Annotated in this window: 12 protein-coding genes and 1 pseudogene; 3 read left to right on the plus strand and 10 right to left on the minus strand. The window is 70.3% G+C overall.

Annotation, left to right across the window (positions count from 1 at the left end):
• Position 1 precedes the first annotated feature (1 nt).
• The 3 genes from M4V62_RS08570 (at position 2) to M4V62_RS08580 (ending at position 5,038) form a co-directional block, all read left to right on the plus strand.
• Entirely contained in the window at positions 2–2,146 is a 2,145-nt protein-coding gene (locus tag M4V62_RS08570) for an acetate--CoA ligase family protein (protein ID WP_249586636.1), read from the plus strand.
• Between the two features lie 125 nt (positions 2,147–2,271).
• Complete coding sequence (locus tag M4V62_RS08575) at positions 2,272–3,660, plus strand: OFA family MFS transporter (protein WP_249586637.1); 1,389 nt, start codon at positions 2,272–2,274, stop codon at positions 3,658–3,660.
• Between the two features lies 1 nt (position 3,661).
• A complete protein-coding gene (locus M4V62_RS08580) occupies positions 3,662–5,038 on the plus strand; it encodes an OFA family MFS transporter (protein WP_249586638.1) in 1,377 nt (458 codons plus the stop codon).
• Positions 5,039–5,115: 77 nt separating this feature from the next.
• Here M4V62_RS08580 and M4V62_RS08585 read toward each other — a convergent pair whose 3' ends face one another.
• The 10 genes and pseudogenes from M4V62_RS08585 to M4V62_RS08630 form a co-directional block, all read right to left on the minus strand.
• Complete coding sequence (locus tag M4V62_RS08585; protein WP_249586639.1) at positions 5,116–6,279, minus strand: sugar phosphate isomerase/epimerase family protein; 1,164 nt, start codon at positions 6,277–6,279, stop codon at positions 5,116–5,118.
• 117 nt (positions 6,280–6,396) lie between these two features.
• Positions 6,397–7,773 (minus strand): alkaline phosphatase family protein, encoded by a 1,377-nt coding sequence (locus M4V62_RS08590; protein ID WP_249586640.1) that lies wholly within the window; start codon positions 7,771–7,773, stop codon positions 6,397–6,399.
• On the minus strand, positions 7,770–8,939 hold the full coding sequence (gene eboE / locus M4V62_RS08595; RefSeq protein WP_249586641.1) for a metabolite traffic protein EboE: 1,170 nt from the start codon (positions 8,937–8,939) through the stop codon (positions 7,770–7,772). The genes M4V62_RS08590 and eboE overlap by 4 nt, the downstream gene beginning before the upstream one ends.
• Before the next feature lie 3 nt (positions 8,940–8,942).
• A complete protein-coding gene (locus M4V62_RS08600; RefSeq protein WP_249586642.1) occupies positions 8,943–9,791 on the minus strand; it encodes a TatD family hydrolase in 849 nt (282 codons plus the stop codon).
• Positions 9,791–10,474: an EboA domain-containing protein gene (locus M4V62_RS08605; RefSeq protein WP_249586643.1), complete on the minus strand. Its 684-nt coding sequence runs from the start codon at positions 10,472–10,474 to the stop codon at positions 9,791–9,793. The genes M4V62_RS08600 and M4V62_RS08605 overlap by 1 nt, the downstream gene beginning before the upstream one ends.
• Complete coding sequence (locus M4V62_RS08610; RefSeq protein ID WP_249586644.1) at positions 10,471–11,382, minus strand: sugar phosphate isomerase/epimerase family protein; 912 nt, start codon at positions 11,380–11,382, stop codon at positions 10,471–10,473. The genes M4V62_RS08605 and M4V62_RS08610 overlap by 4 nt, the downstream gene beginning before the upstream one ends.
• Positions 11,383–12,206: 824 nt before the next feature.
• A pseudogene (locus M4V62_RS08615) lies at positions 12,207–12,878 on the minus strand (SCO3242 family prenyltransferase); the annotation flags it as partial.
• A gap of 92 nt (positions 12,879–12,970) precedes the next feature.
• A complete protein-coding gene (locus tag M4V62_RS08620; protein ID WP_249586645.1) occupies positions 12,971–14,140 on the minus strand; it encodes an inositol-3-phosphate synthase in 1,170 nt (389 codons plus the stop codon).
• Between the two features lie 126 nt (positions 14,141–14,266).
• Positions 14,267–15,628: a ThuA domain-containing protein gene (locus M4V62_RS08625; protein ID WP_249586646.1), complete on the minus strand. Its 1,362-nt coding sequence runs from the start codon at positions 15,626–15,628 to the stop codon at positions 14,267–14,269.
• Between the two features lie 13 nt (positions 15,629–15,641).
• Positions 15,642–18,155, minus strand: a complete 2,514-nt coding sequence (locus M4V62_RS08630) for a PQQ-dependent sugar dehydrogenase (protein WP_249586647.1) — start codon at positions 18,153–18,155, stop codon at positions 15,642–15,644.
• Between the last annotated feature and the right edge of the window lie 17 nt (positions 18,156–18,172).

Consider the following 18,172-nt stretch of genomic DNA (forward strand, 5'->3'; position numbering starts at 1 on the left):
GATGGCCGAAGACCGCGCACTGACGGTGCGGGCGCTCCTCGACTCGGTGCGCGCCGAGGGGCGGACCTCCCTGACCGCGCCCGAGGGCAAGATCCTCGCGGACGCGTACGGGATCGCCGTGCCGGGCGAGGAGCTTGCGACGGACGTGGACGAGGCGGTGGCGCACGCGGCCCGCTTCGAAGGGCCCGTCGTCATGAAGATCGTCTCCCCCGACATCCTGCACAAGACCGACGCGGGTGGCGTCATCGTCGGGGTGGAGGGCGCCACCGACGTACGGGCCGCCTTCTGCGAGATCGTCAAGAACGCACGGGAGTACGCGCCTGGGGCACGCATCGAGGGCGTGCAGGTGCAGGAGCTGCTGCCCTCCGGCCAGGAGGTGATCGTCGGGGCGGTGACCGATCCGACGTTCGGGAAGGTCGTCGCCTTCGGGCTCGGCGGCGTACTGGTCGAGGTCCTCAAGGACGTCACCTTCCGCCTCGCGCCGGTCGACGCCGACGAGGCCGCATCGATGCTCGACTCGATCCGCGCGGCCGAGATCCTGCGCGGGGTGCGCGGCGCTCCGGCGGTGGACCGGTGGGCCGTCGCCGAGCAGATACGCCGGGTGTCCCAACTGGTCACCGACGTCCCGGAGATCGCCGAGGTGGACCTCAACCCGGTGATCGCCACTCCGGAGGGCGCGATCGCGGCGGACATCCGCGTCATCCTCGCGGAAGGGGCTCCGAAGAAGCGCCGTACCTACACGCGCGAGGAGATGCTCACGTCGATGCGGCGGCTGATGGAGCCCCGCTCGGTCGCCGTGATCGGAGCCTCCAACGAGCAGGGCAAGATCGGCAATTCGGTGATGCGCAATCTCATCGACGGCGGCTTCTCCGGCGAGATCCATCCGGTGAACCCCAAGGCCGATGACATCCTGGGCCGCAAGGCGTACAAGAGTGTCACGGACGTTCCCGGTGAGGTGGATGTGGCGGTCTTCGCGATCCCCGCCAAGTTCGTGGCGTCAGCCTTGGAGGAGGTGGGTCGCAAGGGCATCCCCAATGCGGTCCTGATCCCCTCCGGGTTCGCCGAGACCGGTGAACAGGCCCTCCAGGACGAGATCGTGGAGATCGGCGAGCGGCTCGGAGTGCGGCTGCTCGGCCCGAACATCTACGGCTACTACTCGACGTGGCAGGACCTGTGTGCCACGTTCTGCACGCCGTACGACGTCAAGGGCGGGGTCGCCCTGACGAGCCAGTCCGGTGGCATCGGGATGGCCATCCTCGGCTTCGCGCGCACTACGAAGACGGGCGTTTCGGCGATCGTCGGGCTCGGCAACAAGTCCGACCTGGACGAGGACGACCTCCTGACGTGGTTCGGCGAGGACCCCAACACCCAGTGCATCGCGATGCACCTGGAGGACCTCAAGGACGGCCGCGCCTTCGTGGAGGCCGCGCGGGCGACCGTCCCGAAGAAGCCGGTCGTGGTCCTGAAGGCCGGACGTACGGCAGCGGGGGCGAAGGCCGCGGGATCGCACACGGGCGCCCTTGCGGGCGATGACGCCGTGTACGACGACATCCTCCGGCAGGCCGGCGTCATCAGGGCGCCGGGGCTCAACGAAATGCTGGAGTACGCGCGCGCGTTGCCGGTGCTTCCCACCCCGCAGGGCGACAACATCGTGATCATCACGGGTGCGGGCGGCTCGGGCGTCCTGCTGTCCGACGCGGTGACCGACAACGGACTGCGCCTGATGGAGATCCCCGACGACCTGGACGCGTCCTTCAAGGCGTTCATCCCGCCCTTCGGGGCGGCGGGCAACCCGGTCGACATCACCGGGGGCGAGCCCCCGTCGACGTACGAGGCGACGATCAGGCTCGGCATGGAGGACCCGCGCATCCACGCGCTCGTCCTGGGCTACTGGCACACCATCGTCACCCCTCCCATGGTCTTCGCCGAGCTGACGGCACGGGTGGTCGCGGAGTTCCGCGAGCGCGGCATCGAGAAGCCCGTCGTGGCATCCCTGGCGGGCGACGTCGAGGTGGAGGAGGCCTGCCAGTACCTCTTCGAGCGGGGCGTCGTGGCGTACCCGTACACGACGGAGAAGCCGGTCGAAGCGCTCGGCGCGAAGTACCGGTGGGCCCGGGCGGCCGGTCTGTTGGGGGGCGGTCGATGAGGTGACCGGTGTTGGGGCCGGCCGGCGGTGCGCGTCGGTCGGCCCCGGGACCCGTGCGCACACGAAAGGAATTGGACAGGGGGCGCTGGCCAGGATCTTTTCGACGCAAGGGGTGCTGAATCAACATGACGACTACCGACATACCCACAGCCGTCCCGTACCGGGAGGTGACGGACGCCAACGGCCGGATGTACCGGGTCGGTGAGACCGACATCGACATCATGGGCCGCAGGCGCAAATGGATGGTCATCCTGCCGTGGATCGGCATGATGGGCATCAGCTCGGCCGAGTACGCGTTCGCGTCGGCCGAGGACACCCTGCACACCGCGCATTCCTGGGGCGACACCCACATCTTCTGGATGCTGGGGGTCTGGGTCTTCTTCCAGGCCGCGGTGGCCTTCCCGGCGGGCAAGCTGCGCGAGAGCGGAAGGCTTCCGGCGCGCTGGGCGATGATGTGCGGCGCCGTCGGAACACTGCTGGGCTATCTGTCCCTGGCGTTCGCGCCGCACGTCGTCGTCGCCTATGTCGGCTTCGGCATGTTCAGCGGTATGGGCGCCGGCATGGTCTACGCGACCTGCGTGAACATGGTCGGCAAGTGGTATCCCGAACGAAAGGGAGGAAAGACCGGATTCGTCAACGGCGGATTCGCCTACGGTTCGGTGCCGTTCGTTTTCATCTTCACCGGCTTCATGGACCTGACGAACTTCCGCTGGGTGCTCGTGAGCGTCGGCCTCTTCCTGGCGGCGATGGTCGCCGTGGCCGGTTACTTCTTCCAGGACCCGCCGAAGAACTGGTGGCCTGCCGACGTGGACCCGCTGCGTCCGCCGGACGACCCGCGGGCCAGGCGCGCGATGGCGATGAACCCGCCCGCCGTCCGGCAGTACACGCCCAAGGAGGCGTGGCAGACCGGCCGGGTCGCACTGATGTGGTTCTGCCTGCTGTGCACGTCCGGCGTGAACATCTTCGGCATCGCCTTCCAGGTGGACATCGGGGACGAGGCAGGATTCGCCGGCGGGATCGTCGCCACGGCCATGTCCTTGAAGGCGATCGTCAACGGCACCGGCCGAGGCGTCATCGGCTGGCTCTCGGATCTCTACGGACGCAAGCGCTGCCTGATATTCGTCTGCATCGTCCTCGGCCTCTCGCAGTACGGAATCCTGTGGTCCGCGGAGATCAAGAACCTCCCCCTGTTCCTGGTCTTCTCCAGCATCTCCGGGTTCGGGGGCGGCGCCATCTTCCCGATGTTCGCGGCGATGACGGCGGACTACTTCGGCGAGAACAACAACGCGTCCAACTACGGCCTGGTCTACAGCTCCAAGCTGGTCTCCGGGCTGCTCGGCTCCGGAATGGGAGCCGTCGTGGTGAGCAACTGGGGCCACACGGGGGCCTTCACCCTGGCCGGCTCCATTTCCCTGTTCGCCGGATTCATCGCGCTCTTCCTTTCCCAGCCGGGAAGGCCCAAGGACAAAGGCATCAAACCCAATCCGCAACCCCTCGGTGAGGAGATGGCCTGATATGACGGCGGAGCCCATCGCCACAGGAAACAAGGCGCCTGGAAGCGGCACCCCGTATCGCGAGATCACCGACGAGCACGGCCGCGTCTATCGCGTGGGCGAGACGGACCGGGACATCCTCGGCCATTCCCGCAAGATCATGGTGTACCTGCCGTGGATCGCGATGATGGCCATCAGTGTCTTCGAGTATGCGTTCGGCTCGGCGGAGGACACCCTGTCCCACGCCCACGGCTGGACGCAGTCCAACACCTTCTGGATTCTGAGTGTCTGGGTCTTCTTCCAGGCAGGCATCGCGTTCCCGGCGGGATGGATGCGCGAGAAGGGCATCCTGACGGCGCGGAACGCCATGTACACCGGGTCGTTCATGTGCCTGATCGGATTCCTCGCCCTGTCACACCTGAACAACGTATGGCTCGCGATCATCGGGTTCGGCGTCATCGGCGGCGTGGGCTCCGGCTTCGTCTACGCGACCTGCATCAACATGGTTGCCAAGTGGTTTCCCGAACGCCGTGGCGCGAAGACGGGGTTCGTCAACGGAGGATTCGCCTACGGGTCCCTGCCGTTCATCTTCATATTCAACTACGCCTTCGACACCGGCAATTACCACCGGGTGCTCGACCTGATCGGCGCGTACATCCTCGTCGTCGTCCTGGCCTGTGCCTTCTTCTTCAAGGACCCGCCGAAGAACTGGTGGCCCTCCGACGTGGACCCGCTGGAGAAGTCGGGCGCCTCGAAGGACGCCGCGAGCCTCGCCAAGAACCCGCCCGCGGTACGTCAGTTCACACCGAAGGAAGCCATCAGGACGGGCATGCTGCCCCTCATGTGGTTCACCCTCGTCATGACCGCGGGTGTGTCCATCTTCGGGATCTCCTTCCAGGTGGACTTCGCCAAGGAGGTGGGCTTCGGCCCCCTGGTCGCCGCGACCTCGATGGGGCTCATGGCCGTCATCAACGGCATCGGACGCGGAGTGGTCGGCTGGCTCTCCGACATCTGGGGCCGCAAGGCGACCCTGGTGTTCGTGATCCTGGTCCTCGGGCTCTCGCAGTTCGGGGTGATCTGGGCGGGCGACATCCACAGCGAGTGGCTCTTCCTGGTCTTCGCGTTCCTCTCGGGATTCGGTGGCGGTGCGTTCTACCCGATGTTCGCGGCGCTGACCCCGGACTACTTCGGGGAGAACTACAACGCCACCAACTACGGGCTCGTCTACAGCGGCAAGCTGATCAGCGGCCTGTTCGGCGGCGGGATGGGCTCGATGGTGGTGGCCGCGTGGGGCTACAACGGCGCGTACGCCCTCGCGGGCGGCATCTCCATGCTGGCGGCGGCCGTCGCGCTGCTGCTGCGCCAGCCGGGGCGGGAGAGGGCGCCGGTGCACGCCTGATCCACGAGACGCACAGAAACAGCTCTCGCCGCGCGGAAGCCGCGCGGCGAGAGCTGTTCGTACGTGCCGTCAGGCGCTCAGCGCTTCTTGCGGAGAGCCGCCAGGTTGTCGTAGCCGATCTTCGCAAGCTTCAGGGACTGGCCCGGATCGGTGCCGCTCGGCGCGTTGTCCTGCTCGACCATGGGGTTGTGGTAGTTCTTCTCGCCGACACGGCTGAAGAAGGTGCGGTAGTCGATGACGCCCTCGCCGAAGGCCACCATGTCGTAGCCCTGGCCGCTGGTGTCGTTGCGGGTGCCGTCCTTGGCGTGGAACAGCGGGTAGCGCTTGTTGTTGCGGCTGACGAGCGCCGCCGGGTCGAAGACCTTCTTGCGCTGGGAGCCGTCGTGCGCGGTGTACGTGTGGAACTTGTACTGCGCGACGTGCGCCCAGTAGATGTCCATCTCCAGCCAGACCGTCCGCGGGTCGGTGGCCTTGAGGAAGTACTCCAGCCTGCGGATGCCGGAGCTGCGGGTCGGGCGGCCCTGTGCGTCGAGCGGGCCGCCGTCGAGCAGGAAGCCGTACGCCGCGTCGTGGTTGTGCGTGTAGAGCTTGATGCCGGCCTTGCGCGCGATGGTGCCCATGGCGTTCCACTTGTCGGCGGCGACATCCCAATCGGCCTTGTACGAGCTGTTGGTGGGGTCGCCGCCGGTGCCCATGTGGTCCATGCCCAGGATGTTGGCGATCTCCAGGTGCTTCTTGAACGTGTCGAGGTCGGGCTGCGAGAGCGGCCATGACCCCGGTATGAAGCCGTGGTTTCCCTGGGCGCGCAGGCCGTACTCGTCGAGCCAGGAGCGCAGCAGCTTGGCGCCCGCCACGGACTCCAGGCTGGCGCCGCCGGGGGCGTTGGCGTGCTGGCCGTAGCCCGCGAACTCGACCTGCTTGTAGCCGTAGCGGGCCAGCTCCTTGAACACCTCGCGGAAGCCGGAGGGCAGGTCGGAGGTGAGCGGGTCGCGGCCGGTCGCGTCACGCACCGTGTAGAGGATGATGCCGCGCTTGTTCGCGGGCACCAGCTCGCGGCCGTGACCGTGGTGATGGCCGTGGCCCTGTGTCCGCGACTGGGCGAAGGACGGTGCCGCGCCGAACACGGGCGCGGCGATCGCGCCCGCGCCGACGGCGGTGCACGTGCTGAGGAAGCGGCGGCGGTTGATGCCGAGGCGCTGTCTGAGGGCCTCGTCGGCGGGAGTGTCGTGGAAGTCGGTCACGGGTGCCTCTCCTGGCTCTTGGACGTGCGGGCGGACGCCACTGGTGCGTTGTCAGTGACGCGTGCTTCACTTTCTGTAACTGCTCCTGGTCGGGCGGGGGATGGGGCGAGGTATGTCTCAGCCCAGGCCGGCCAGGTCGAGGAGGAGGGATTTCACGGCGGTGGCCGCGATCCTGTCGGGAAGCGCATGGGGGGTGGAGCTGATGATGAGCGGACCGTCGTCGTCGCTCGTGGGAAGGCGGCCGTGGCTGCCGCGAATAGGTGAGGGGTCGAGGGGCACGACCGCCATGCGGTAGCGCATGCCGAGCTTCTTGCGGGCCAGCGCGCCCGCGGCCTTGACCTTCACATAGGGGTCGAGGGGGTCCATGAAGAGCTCGACGGGGTCGTAGCCGGGTTTGCGGTGGATCTCGACGAGCTGCGCGAAGTCGGGCGCGCGGGCGTCGTCGAGCCAGTAGTAGTACGTGAACCAGGCGTCCGGCTCGGCGACGGCGACGAGCTCGCCGGAGCGCGGGTGGTCCAGGCCGTGGGCCTTCTTGCCCTCGTCGTCGAGGAGTTGCTCGATGCCGGGCAGGTCGGCCAGTGCCTGACGGGTGGCTTCCATGTCCTCGGGCCTGCGCACGTAGATGTGGGCGATCTGGTGGTCCGCGACGGCGAAGGCGCGGGACGTCATGGGGTCGAGGTACTCCATGCCGTCCTGGGTGTGCACTTCGAGCAGTCCTGCGCGGCGCAGGGCGCGGTTGATGTCGACGGGGCGGTCCACGCGGGTGATGCCGTACTCGGACAGGGCGACGACGGTGCGGCCCTCGGCCTTCGCCTCGTCGAGGAGGGGGGCGATGGTCGCGTCGAGTTCGGCGGCGGCCCGGTGGGAGCGCGGGTCGTCGGGGCCGAAGCGCTGGAGGTCGTAGTCGAGGTGAGGGAGGTAGCACAGGGCCAGGTCGGGGTGGCGGGTGCCGATGATGTGGCGCGTGGCGTCCGTGATCCAGCGGCTGGAGACGATGTCGGCGCCGGGGCCCCAGAAGTGGAAGAGGGGGAACGTGCCGATTTTCTCGGTGAGTTCGTCGTGCAGGGCCGGGGGCCGGGTGTAGCAGTCGGGTTCCTTGCGGCCGTCGGCGTAGTAGACGGGACGGGGGGTGATGGTGATGTCGGTGTCGGCGCCCATGGCGTACCACCAGCAGATGTTGGCGACGGTGTAGCCGGGATGCGCGCGTCGGGCGGCGTCCCACAGTTTGTCGCCCGAGACGAGGCCGTTGTGCTGCCGCCACAGGAGTACGTCGCCGAGCTCACGGAAGTACCAGCCGTTGCCGACGATGCCGTGCTCGGCGGGTGTGGTGCCGGTGAGGAAGGTGGACTGGGCGGCGCAGGTGACGGCGGGCAGGACCGTGCCCAGCGGGGCCTGGGAGCCGGACTGGCCAAGGGACTTGAGGTGCGGCATGTGGTCGAGGAGACGGGGGGTGAGGCCGACGACGTCAAGGACGAGGAGAGGGGTTGGGCTCATGGGAGTTCCTTCAGGCCGAGGTCCGTCAGGAGATCGCGGGCGAGGGTGAGCTCGGCGGCGATCCCGTCGGCGAGCTGGGGGCGGGAGCGGGGGCGCAGTTCGGGCGGCAGCGCCTGCCAGGTGTAGGTCTCGACCTCGAGGTGACGGGTGCGGGGCTCGGGACCGCCGACCAGGTGGGCGAGGGTGTCCTTGAGTACGGGGAGCGTGGAGGTGAGGGGCGGCGCGGGAGGCGCGTGCAGGGGGACGTGGAAGTGGGCGCGCCAGGGCGCCGTCTCGGGCAGGGCGTCACCGGCGAGGGATTCGCCGAGGTCGTCGGTGCCGCGCAGTCCGGCCGCGGTGCGGGTGCGGGTCTGGTGCAGGAAGCGGGGCTCGTCGAAGGCGGCGAGGGCCTCACGGACAGAAGGGAGATGGGGGTGTTCGGCGTGCAGGGCGGCGGAGAGCTGGGACTTGACGACGGGGATGCCCGCGACCGCGAGCGCGTCGAGCGCGGTCCGCGGGTCCTCGAAGGAGGTGGCGAGGTGACAGGTGTCGACGCAGACACCGATGCGGTCGTGGCCGATCGCGGTGAGCGGGGCGATCGCGTCGCCCGTGGTCTCCACGGTGCAGCCCGGTTCCGGTTCGAGGCCGATGCGGATCGATTTGCCGGTCAGCTCCGCGAGCGCGTCCAGGCGTTGGGCGAGCGCGGTGAGGGCGGCGCGGGCGGCTTCGGCGTGGGTGGTGTCGAAGGGGGTGCGCCAGGCGAGAGGAAGGGTGGAGATGGTGCCTTCGGTGGCGTCGTCCGGCAGGAGCGCGGCGAGCAGGCGGGCCAGGTCGGTCGTGTGGGAGAGGCGCTCGGGGTCGGTCCAGTCCGGCTTGTAGACGCGGTACTTGACCTCTTCGGCGCCGAAGCCCTCGTACGGGAAGCCGTTGAGGGTGACGACCTCCAGGCCCCGCCGGTCGAGTTCGGTGCGCAGGCCGCGCAGGGCCGCCGGGTCGGTGACCAGGGCGTGCGCGGCGTCCTTGGCGAGCCACAGGCCGATGCCGAGACGGTCCCTGCCGAGCCGTTTGCGCACGGGTTCGCAGTGGTCGCGGAGTTGAGCGAGGACGCCGTCGAGGGTCTCGGCGGGGTGGACGTTGGTGCAGTACGCGAGGTGGACGACGCTGCCGTCGGGGTGCCGGAAGCGCATGGCTCACGCCCCGCCGCGGAGGATGGAGTTGCCCTCGTGGGTGGCTTCGGTGTCCGTCACATCGAGCGCGAGGCGGCCGCTGAGTCCGTAGAAGGAGACCGGGTTGCGCCACAGCACCAGGTCGACGTCGTCCTCGGTGAACCCGGACTCCAGCATGGCGTCGGCGACCTTGCGGGTCTTGAGCGGGTCGCTCTTGCCCCAGTCGGCCGCCGAGTTGACCAGGACCCGCTCGGTGCCGTGGTCGCGCAGGATGGCGACCATCCGGTCCTCGTCCATCTTGGTCTCGGGATAGACGGAGAAGCCGAGCCAGCATCCGCTGTCCTTGGCCTCCTTGACCGTGGTCTCGTTGAGATGGTCGACGAGGACCCGCTCCAGGGGCAGCGCGGACTCCCGGACGACGTCGAGGGTGCGGCGCATGCCCGCGAGCTTGTCGCGGTGCGGGGTGTGGACGAGGGCCGGCAGCTCGTGGTCGGCGGCGAGCTGGAGCTGGGCGGCGAAGGCGGCGTCCTCGGCGGGGGTCATGGAGTCGTAGCCGATCTCGCCGACGGCCACGACGTTGTCCTTGACGAGATAGCGGGGCAGCTCGTCGATGACCGGGGTGCAGCGGGGGTCGTTCGCCTCTTTGGGGTTGAGGGCGATGGTGCAGTGGTGGGCGATGCCGTACTGGGCCGCGCGGAAGGGCTCCCAGCCGAGCAGGGAGTCGAAGTAGTCGAAGAAGGAGGCCGGGGAGGTGCGGGGCTGGCCCAGCCAGAACGCGGGCTCGACGACGGCGCGGACGCCTGCGGCGTACATGGCCTGGTAGTCGTCGGTGGTGCGGGACGTCATGTGGATGTGGGGGTCGAAGATGCGCATCAGGACTCCTGATCCTCGCCGGTGGAAGGGGTCGCGGGGGCCGATGGCGCCGCTGCGGCCGAGGGGGCCGTAGGGGCGGCCAGGGCCAGGACGCGGTGCAGATCGCCGGGGACGGTGCGACCGGCAGCGGTGCGTTCGCCTGCGTAGTCGCCGAGCATGCGGGCGAGCTCGGCGTCGGCGCGGGCGCGGCGGTCGAGGTCGGCGACGGCTGCCACGGGGACACCGGTGAACAGGCACTTGAGCACCGCGTGGCGCCAGTCGTGCGGGGCGAGGTGCCGGGCTGCGTACGGACCGACGGCGGCGGCGACGAGCCGGGTGTCGTTGGTGCGCAGGGCGTCCTCGACCAGGGGCAGCGTCCCAGGCCCCTCGACCAGGTGGGGCAGGGCGAGCAGGACGGCTCGACGCTCGGCCGCGGTGCCTTGTTCGTAGACGCGGGTGAGGGTGGCCGGGTCCGCTTCGGCCGTGTGCAGGAGCAGCACGCGGGCGGCGTCGGCGTGGTCCTGGCCGCAGCGCCGCCCGGCCTCGGCGAAGCGCAGCTCCCAGAGGGGGGCCGGGCGTTGCTCCGGCCGTCCGCGGTGGGCGGCGGCCTCCGCCGTGGCCTGGTCGAGCCAGGCGCGGGCTGCCCCGTCGAGGGCGGCTTCGAGGCGGGTACGGAGGTCGTCGATGACGGCGGTCTCGGTCACGGGGTTCTTCCTCTGGCCGGGGCCGTACTCATCGCTTCGGTGGCCGCCTTGTTCAGGAACTCGATCGACCGGGAGGCGAGTTGGGGGCCCGCGTGGGAGTGGCGGGGCAGTTCGACGACGGTGAGGCCCTGGTAGCCGGTGGCAGCGAGGGCTTCGAGGACGGGCGGGAAGTCGATCTCTCCGTCCCCGAACGGGAGGTGTTCGTGGACGCCCCGGCGCATGTCCTCGATCTGGACGTGCCGGAGCCAAGGGGCGGCGGCGCGCACGCAGTCGGCGGGCGACTGCGGTTCCAGGCACTGGCAGTGGCCGATGTCGAGGGTGAGGCCGAGGAGCTGGGGATCTCCCAGTTCGTGACGGAGCCGGTGGAAGTCGGCGAGCGTGGAGAGGAGGTGGCCGGGTTCGGGTTCGATGGCCAGGGGCACACCGGCGCCGGACGCGGCGTCAAGGACGGGACCGATGGCTTCGGCGAGCCGCTGCCAGGCGGTGTCCTCACAGGTGCCTTCGGGGGTGATGCCGCTGAAGCAGTGCACGGCGTGGGCACCGAGGTCGGCGGCGACCTGGACGGCACGGATCAGCAGGCGGACACGGGCGGCGCGCGCGTCCGGGTCGGGGTCCAGGAGCGAGGGGCCGTGCTTGCGGCGCGGGTCGAGCACGTAGCGGGCGCCGGTCTCGATCGTCGCCGTCAGACCGAGCCGCTCCAGGCTGCGGGCCACGTGGCGGGTGCGGGCGGCGAGGTCGGGGGCGAGGGGGTCGAGGTGCATGTGGTCGAGGGTGAGGCCGACGCCCGCGTAGCCGAGGTCGGCGAGGAGGCCGAGGGCGTCGTCGAGGCGGAGGTCGGTCAGCCCGTTGGTGCCGTAGCCGAAGCGGAAGGGGGGCGGGGCCCCCGTCGCGTGAGCAGTACCCGTCATGTGACGCTCACCTTCCGGCCGAACTTGCGGGCAGCCGGGGCCAGCGCGGCGGTCAGCAGCGCGGAGCCCAGGGCGCCCGTCCGGGCGGAGAGTGCGGCCTGGAGCGGGATCATGGCTCGGATGCCGCCGCCCACGGCCCGCTGGGTGAGCTGCGGGGACGGGTTGAGCGCGGCGTGGAAGAGGGGCCGGGCGGCGGTGACCGCGTAGGTGGCGGCGAGCGCGGCCTGGACGGCACCGCGAGCGCCGGTCCGCCAGTCGCTGCCGGGGCCGCCCGAGCCCACGGGACGCCCCGTGGCCAAGCCCGGCACGCCGCCGGGGGGCCACGCCCGGCTCGCTGGACGACCCGCCCATCGGCCCGCGGCGGCCAGCACCGAGGCAACCTCGGAGGCGGCGGCCGGGGCGCCCGGCGATGGCTGCCCACTGGTGGAGCCCGGTAGGCCGCGGGTGGCTGCTGCGCCGCGGCCTACCGGGAGTTGAGGGGCGCCGGGGCGGACTGCGCTGCCGGTGTCGTAGCCGGTACCGAGGCCACCGCCTGCTGCGCCGGAGCCTGTTCCAGAACCGGAACCAGCGACTGCCCCGAAGCCGGAACCGGTACCTGCCCCGAAGCCGGTGCCGGTGCCGGTGCCGGTGCCAGTGCCAGAACCGGAGCCTGCCCCGGCGCCGGCTTCACTGCTCAAGCTGTCGCCGAAGCCGGGGCTGACCGAAGCCCCGGCACCAGTGCCTGTTCCGGCGTCGGCACCCGCCCCGCGACAGGCACCGCCCCTGCCGCCCCTGCCGCTCCGGGCCAGCAGTTGTGCAAGCGCCGCCGTCGCCGCGAGCGCGCACAAGGGTGCCGCCGTGGAGCCGCCCTGGGCTTCGCGGCGCGAGACCGCCGTCACCGCGAGGGTGTGGGCGCCCAGGACGAGGGCCGTGGGAACCGCCGCGCGGAGGCCTCCCCCGGCGACGGGACGAGCGAGTGCGGGCCTTCCCGAGAGCTTCGCGCTCCCCCTCCGGCCCACCCTCCGGCCCGCCCCCGGACTCACCGCCCGCACGCCCGCCGAGGTCGGTGCCGACGTGGCCGCCGCCCCCAGGAGCAGGTCGAGCGCACGGGCCGCCGCCATCGCGGCCGGGCCCGCCGGAGTGTGCTTCAGGCCCAGGTCGTACGCCCACACCGTGGCCGCCAAGCCGCTCGCCACCGTCAGAGCGGGGCGTCCCGCGCCCGCGGCCAGGGCAAGGCCTCCTGCCGTCAGAGCCGCCGCCGCGCCCAGTGCGGCAGCCGGGGCTATGCGGCCGGACGGCAACGGGCGGTGCGGGCGCTCGATCGCGTCCTCCGCCCGGTCCGCCCAGTCGTTGAGGGCCATGCCCGCCTCGTAGAGGGAGAGAGAGGCGGCGACGGCGAGGAGAGTGCGGCGGTTGGGTCGCAGCCCCGTCGCCGCCGCCCCGGCAAGAGCGTCGCCGGGGACGGTGAACAGGGCGGAGACACGCAGCAGTTCGGCCCAGTCACGGCCGGTGCCCAGAGGGACACCTCCCCGGCTCCCCGGTTCGGAAACGGAACCTGAGCCCTCACGGGAATCCGAGCCCTCAGCCGAAGCACTCGCGCTCCCGCCCCTCACGCACCCACCCCCCGCAGCCGAGAAGCGAACCCGACGAGCGCCTCGTACTGCTCGGCGAGGGCCGACGACGAGCCGTCGTCCGGGTCCTTGAAGTAGAAGCCCAGCTCCCCCAAGGGCCCGGAAAGACCCCTCTCGTGGGCGCGGGCCAGCAAGCGGGCCAGGTCCAGGATCAGCGGTGCCGCGAGGGCCGAGTCGCAGCCCTGCCAGGTCGTCTGCAGGACCATCCGCGCGCCGAGGAAGCCGTCGAACGCGATGTGGTCCCAGGCGGTCTTCCAGTCGCCGAGCGAGGGGACGTCGTCGATGTGGACCTCGCCCTCGGGGGCGGAGCCCAGCGTGTCCGCGAGGACCCGCTCCTTGCCGGCGTTCTTCGCCGCCGCCGCGGCCGGGTCCGCGAGGGCCGCGCCGTCTCCGCCGCCCAGGAGGTTCGTGCCCGACCAGGCGCGGACCGCGAGCGCGCGCTGGGCGAACATCGGGCCGATGACCGACCGCAGGAGCGTCTGGCCCGTCTTGCCGTCCCGGCCCGCGTAGGGAAGCCCGGATGAGGCGGCCGCCGAGGCAAGGTCCGGGTGGTGCAGGCCCGTCGACGGGGTGAAGTTCACGTACGGGCAGCCCGCCCGCAGCGCCGCTGCCGCGTAGAGCGAGCTTGCGGGCAGCCTCCCCGCGCCCTCCTCCGGCAGCGGTTCCGTCGACGCCACGTTCACGACCACCGCACGGGCAAGTCCCCGGCGACGTACGAAATCGCGGAGGTCTGCGGCGAAGGACGCGATCAGTTCCTCGTCCGTCCTGCCGTCGGAGTCCCCGCGGCGCGGCCCGCCCGCGCGGATCTCCGCGTCCGCGGCGGCCAGTTCGGCGGCCACCGCGGACGGCACGCCGTGCGGGAGCACACCCCCGGCGGCCAGCTGCTCCGCCCGCTTGGGCAGCGGGCACTCCATCACGTCGTGGCCGCCGAAGACCAGCGAAGACAACGTTGGCAGACCGCTGTCGGCGAACGGCCCGGTCTCCGTGACCATGCCGGTCGGCGGGTGCAGGCCGGCCGTCACGGCCGCGCACCCCGCGACCGCCGTCGTGGCGACCGAACCACGCGCTCCGATCAACCACACCCCGGTCGGCCCGCCACCCGAAGAACCAGATGAGCCAGAAGAACCAGAAGAAGGGGAATGGGACACGGCTGCCTCCTGTCGTACACGCGGCGATCGCGCTGGGGAAGAAAGACGGGGAAGGACGGGGAAGAGAGACGGCTGACGGAAGTAAAGACGGCGGGCGGAGGTCCGGCGTCCTCCGCCCGCCGCCGTCTAGCGGCCCACGCCGGACGCGGCGTCGGCCGGCAGGTCCTTCACCCGGATGTCACGGAAGGAGACCTGGTCGTCGGCACCGTGGTTCTGGATGCCGATGTGACCGTCCTTCAGGCTCCTCGCGGGATCCGTGTTGGTGAAGTCGTTGATCTTCACTCCGTTGAGAAAGATCCGAAGGCGTTCGCCCTCGACCCGGAGCTCGTAGGTGTTCCACTCCCCCGGCGGATTCAGCGCCTTGTCGCGCTGCTTCAGGTCGGCGGACTTGAAGCCGTAGACGGAACCGGTGGTCTTCTCCGGAACGTCCGTGGCGTCGATCTGGATCTCATAGCCGTTGTTCACAGCCGACCAGGGGTCGTCGGAGGCCGGGAAGCCCACGAAGATCCCCGAGTTGTCGTCGCCGTCCATGCGCCAGTCCAGCTTGAGGGAGTAGGAGCCGAGCTCCTTCGCCCCGTACCAGAGCATGCCCATGCCGCCGACGGTCTTCAGGGTCCCGTCCTGCTCGTTCAGTTCGAACGAACCGGGGCCCGCCTGCTTCCAGGCCTCAAGCGACTTGGTCGTGCCGTCGAAGACGGGGGTGTACCCCTTCTCCGGACGGCAGTCGGCTTGCGCCGCGCCCGTCGCCCAGCGGATCCCGCCGAGCAGATGCGTGCGGTACGCGGCATCGGCGAACGACTCCTTGGTGTGGCCGCTGCCCGTGTAGAAGGAGCGGCCGCCCTGATAGTCCTGGCACCAGGCGATGGGATGGTCGCCGGACATCGAGCCGCCCGAGTAGGACGACTCGTCGAGCGAGGCCAGGACATGGGCGCGGTCCCGGGGATTGGAGCGGTAGTTGTACCACTCGTCGGTCCGGTCCCAGATCCCCGGCAGATGCGCCGTGGACGGGTGCCCGTGGTCCTCGACCCGCACCTTCGCGGGCTGGATCGCGGGGTGCGACTGGAAGTACGCGCCCGCGAGCCCGCCGTAGAAGGGCCAGTCGTACTCGGTGTCGGCGGCGGCGTGCACGCCCACGTACCCGCCGCCCTTCTTGATGTAGCCCTCGAAGGCCCTCTGCTGGGCGGCGTTGAGGACGTCGCCCGTCGTCGAGAGCCAGACCACGGCGTCGTAGCGCGCGAGGTTCTTGGCCGTGAAGGCCCCGGCGTCCTCGGTCGCGTCGACGGCGAAGCCGTTCGCCGTGCCGAGCTCCTTGATGGCCGCGATGCCCTCAGGGATGGAGTCGTGGCGGAAGCCCGCGGTCTTCGAGAAGACCAGGACCTTCTCACCCTCCTGCTTGCCCTCCGGCTTCGATGCCGCGGGGCCCGACACACAGCCGATGAGCAGAGCGGCGGCGGCGCTCGCGGTGGCGATCCGTGCGGATGCGCGCATGGTGACCCCTTCCTCAGCTCGTGGTGAAGGTGAGGTCGTCGACGTCGTACAGGGCTCCGGTGCCCGTGCCCTTGAAGACCAGGAAGAGCGTCGTCGTCGACCTCGGTGCCTTGCTGATGGCGGTGCTCACGTCGGTGTAGGTCTCCCACCCACCGGTCGGTGCGACCTTGGCCTTGCCCAGGAGCCTGCCGGTGGCCGAGCCGCTGCGGACCTCGAGCGTGCCGCCCGCTCCGGCCGACGCGACGCGCGCGGTCAGCTTGGTGGCGTTGCCGAGGATGTAGGGCTTGAAGGAGATCCAGTCGCCGTTGTTGATGTCGCCGACCGTCTTGCCGCCGTGCGCCGGGGTGTGGTTGGTGATGGAGACGCCCTTGGAGCCGTCGTAGTGCTCGGCCTGGCGGTGCTTGGGCTGGACGACGTTCTGGTCGTGCGTGGTCAGCGCGGGCTGGCCATTGGCACCCTTGTCGGTGTACTCGGCGTCGAAGACCCCGAAGATGTTGGCGTTCGGGTCATGCTCGCCGTCCGCCGACGTCTGGAGGGTTCCCTCGCAGCCGTTGGCCGTGGTCACCGGGTGGCCGTGGCTGTCATGGCCGAGGATGTGGGTGACCTTGACCTTGGTGCAGTCGATCGGGCCGTCTTCCCTGTCGGTCACCTTCACCTTGAAGGGCACCTTGTCGCCGAAGGTGAACAGCTGCCCGTCGCCCGGGAGATCCAGCGTGACCTTGGGCGCGGTGTTGCCGACGGTGACGTGCGCGCTGGCCGATCCGGTGCGCCCGGTGGAGTCCTTGACGGTCACGGTCGCGGTGTACACGCCGTTCTTCTTATACGTGTACGAGGGGTTCTGCTGGGTCGACTTGCCGCCGTCGCCGAAGTCCCACGCGTAGGTCAGCGTGCCGCCGTCGGCGTCCGTGGCCTTCGCGGTGAAGTTGGTCCTGAGCGGGGCCTGGCCGCTGGTCACGGAGGCGCTCGCCTCGACGACCGGGGAGTGGCCGTCGGTGGCGTTCTCGATGCGGAAGAGACCGGAGTTCTCGTCGCCGCCGAACCAGGCGGTGCCGTAGTCCAGGACGTACAGCGCGCCGTCGGGGCCGAACTCCATGTCCATGATCTGCGTGCCCGTCCAGGGGAACGGGTTGATCTTGGAGACCGTGCCGTCCGCGCTCTGCTCGATGCGCTTGATCCAGCGCCGTCCGAACTCACCCGCGAAGAAGTCGCCGTCGTACGCCTCCGGGAACTTCACCGGGGAGGTGTTGGCCGCGTCATAGCGGTAGACGGGGCCGCCCATCGGGGACTCCGAGCCCGAGCCGAACTCGGGGACGGATCCGCCGTCGTAGGGAATCCAGGCTTCCTGTGCGGCCGGCAGATCGGTCAGGCCGGTGTTGTGCACGGAATCGTTCTTCGGTGCGGCGCAGTCGAAGGCGGCGCCGGAGGTCTGGGTCGCGAAGTCGTAGTCGATGTAGGCGTCGTTCTTGCCGGTGCAGTACGGCCAGCCGAAGTTGCCCGGCTTGGTCACGCGGGCGAACTCGACCTGTCCTGCGGGGCCGCGCTTGGGGTCGGCCGCGCCCGCGTCGGGTCCGTAGTCGCCGACGTACACCGTGCCGGTGGGCTTGTCGACGCTCATGCGGAAGGGGTTGCGGAAGCCCATCGCGTAGATCTCGGGCTTGGTCTTCTCGGTGCCCGGCGCGAAGAGGTTGCCGTCCGGGACGGTGTACGTGCCGTCGTCGGCGACCTTGATGCGCAGGATCTTGCCGCGCAGGTCGTTGCTGTTGCCGGCGCTGCGGCGGGCGTCGAAGGCGGGGTTGCGGTCCGCGCGCTCGTCGAGCGGCGAGAAGCCGTCCGAGGCGAAGGGGTTGGAGTCGTCGCCCGTCGAGAGGTAGAGGTTGCCGTCCTTGTCGAAGTCGATGTCGCCGCCTACGTGGCAGCAGATGCCGCGGGTCGCGGGGACGTCGAGGACCTTCTTCTCGCTGGCGTTGTCGAGGGTGCCGTCGGTCTTCAGGACGAAGCGGGAGAGGCGGTTGACGCCGTCGAACTTCTTGAAGTCGTCGGCCGTGCCGGTCTCCGGGGCGTCGCCCGCGGGGGTGTCGAGCGGGGGCGCGTAGTAGAGGTAGATCGCGCGGTTCTCGCTGAACTTGGGGTCGAGGCCGACGCCTTGGAGGCCCTCTTCGTCGTGCGTGTAGACCGGTATCTTGCCCGCGATCTTGGTGTTGCCCGCGGCGTCCGTGAGCCGGAGCGTGCCGTCGCGGGAGGTGTGCAGGACCGAGCGGTCGGGCAGGACGGCGAGTGTCATCGGCTCGCCCGTCTCGGTCTCGCCCTTGGCGAGCGTCACTTGCTGGAAGTCCTCGGCCGCGGCGGCCTTGCCGCCTGCCGCCTCGTCCGCCTGAGCCTGGGCGGCTCGGACGGCCTCCGGGTCGGCGGCGTTCGCGGCGGGGACGGCGAGGGTGAGCGTGGCACCGGCCAGCAGGGTGCCGGTGAAGAGCGCGAGGGTCTTGCGGAGTCTGCGGGTCTTACGGAGTCTGAGGCGTTTCCTGTGCACGGGGGTTCCTCCGGAAG

The sequence above is a fragment of the Streptomyces durmitorensis genome (assembly GCF_023498005.1).
GTDB lineage: Bacteria > Actinomycetota > Actinomycetes > Streptomycetales > Streptomycetaceae > Streptomyces > Streptomyces durmitorensis.

Excerpts from the sequence above, each read along its gene's own strand:
- M4V62_RS08570 (WP_249586636.1), top strand. The coding sequence starts at position 2 with ATGGCCGAAGACCGCGCACTGACGGTGCGGGCGCTCCTCGACTCGGTG.
- M4V62_RS08575 (WP_249586637.1), top strand. The coding sequence starts at position 2,272 with ATGACGACTACCGACATACCCACAGCCGTCCCGTACCGGGAGGTGACG.
- M4V62_RS08580 (WP_249586638.1), top strand. The coding sequence starts at position 3,662 with ATGACGGCGGAGCCCATCGCCACAGGAAACAAGGCGCCTGGAAGCGGC.
- M4V62_RS08590 (WP_249586640.1), bottom strand. The coding sequence starts at position 7,773 with ATGAGCCCAACCCCTCTCCTCGTCCTTGACGTCGTCGGCCTCACCCCC.
- eboE (WP_249586641.1), bottom strand. The coding sequence starts at position 8,939 with ATGCGCTTCCGGCACCCCGACGGCAGCGTCGTCCACCTCGCGTACTGC.
- M4V62_RS08600 (WP_249586642.1), bottom strand. The coding sequence starts at position 9,791 with ATGCGCATCTTCGACCCCCACATCCACATGACGTCCCGCACCACCGAC.
- M4V62_RS08610 (WP_249586644.1), bottom strand. The coding sequence starts at position 11,382 with ATGACGGGTACTGCTCACGCGACGGGGGCCCCGCCCCCCTTCCGCTTC.
- M4V62_RS08625 (WP_249586646.1), bottom strand. The coding sequence starts at position 15,628 with ATGCGCGCATCCGCACGGATCGCCACCGCGAGCGCCGCCGCCGCTCTG.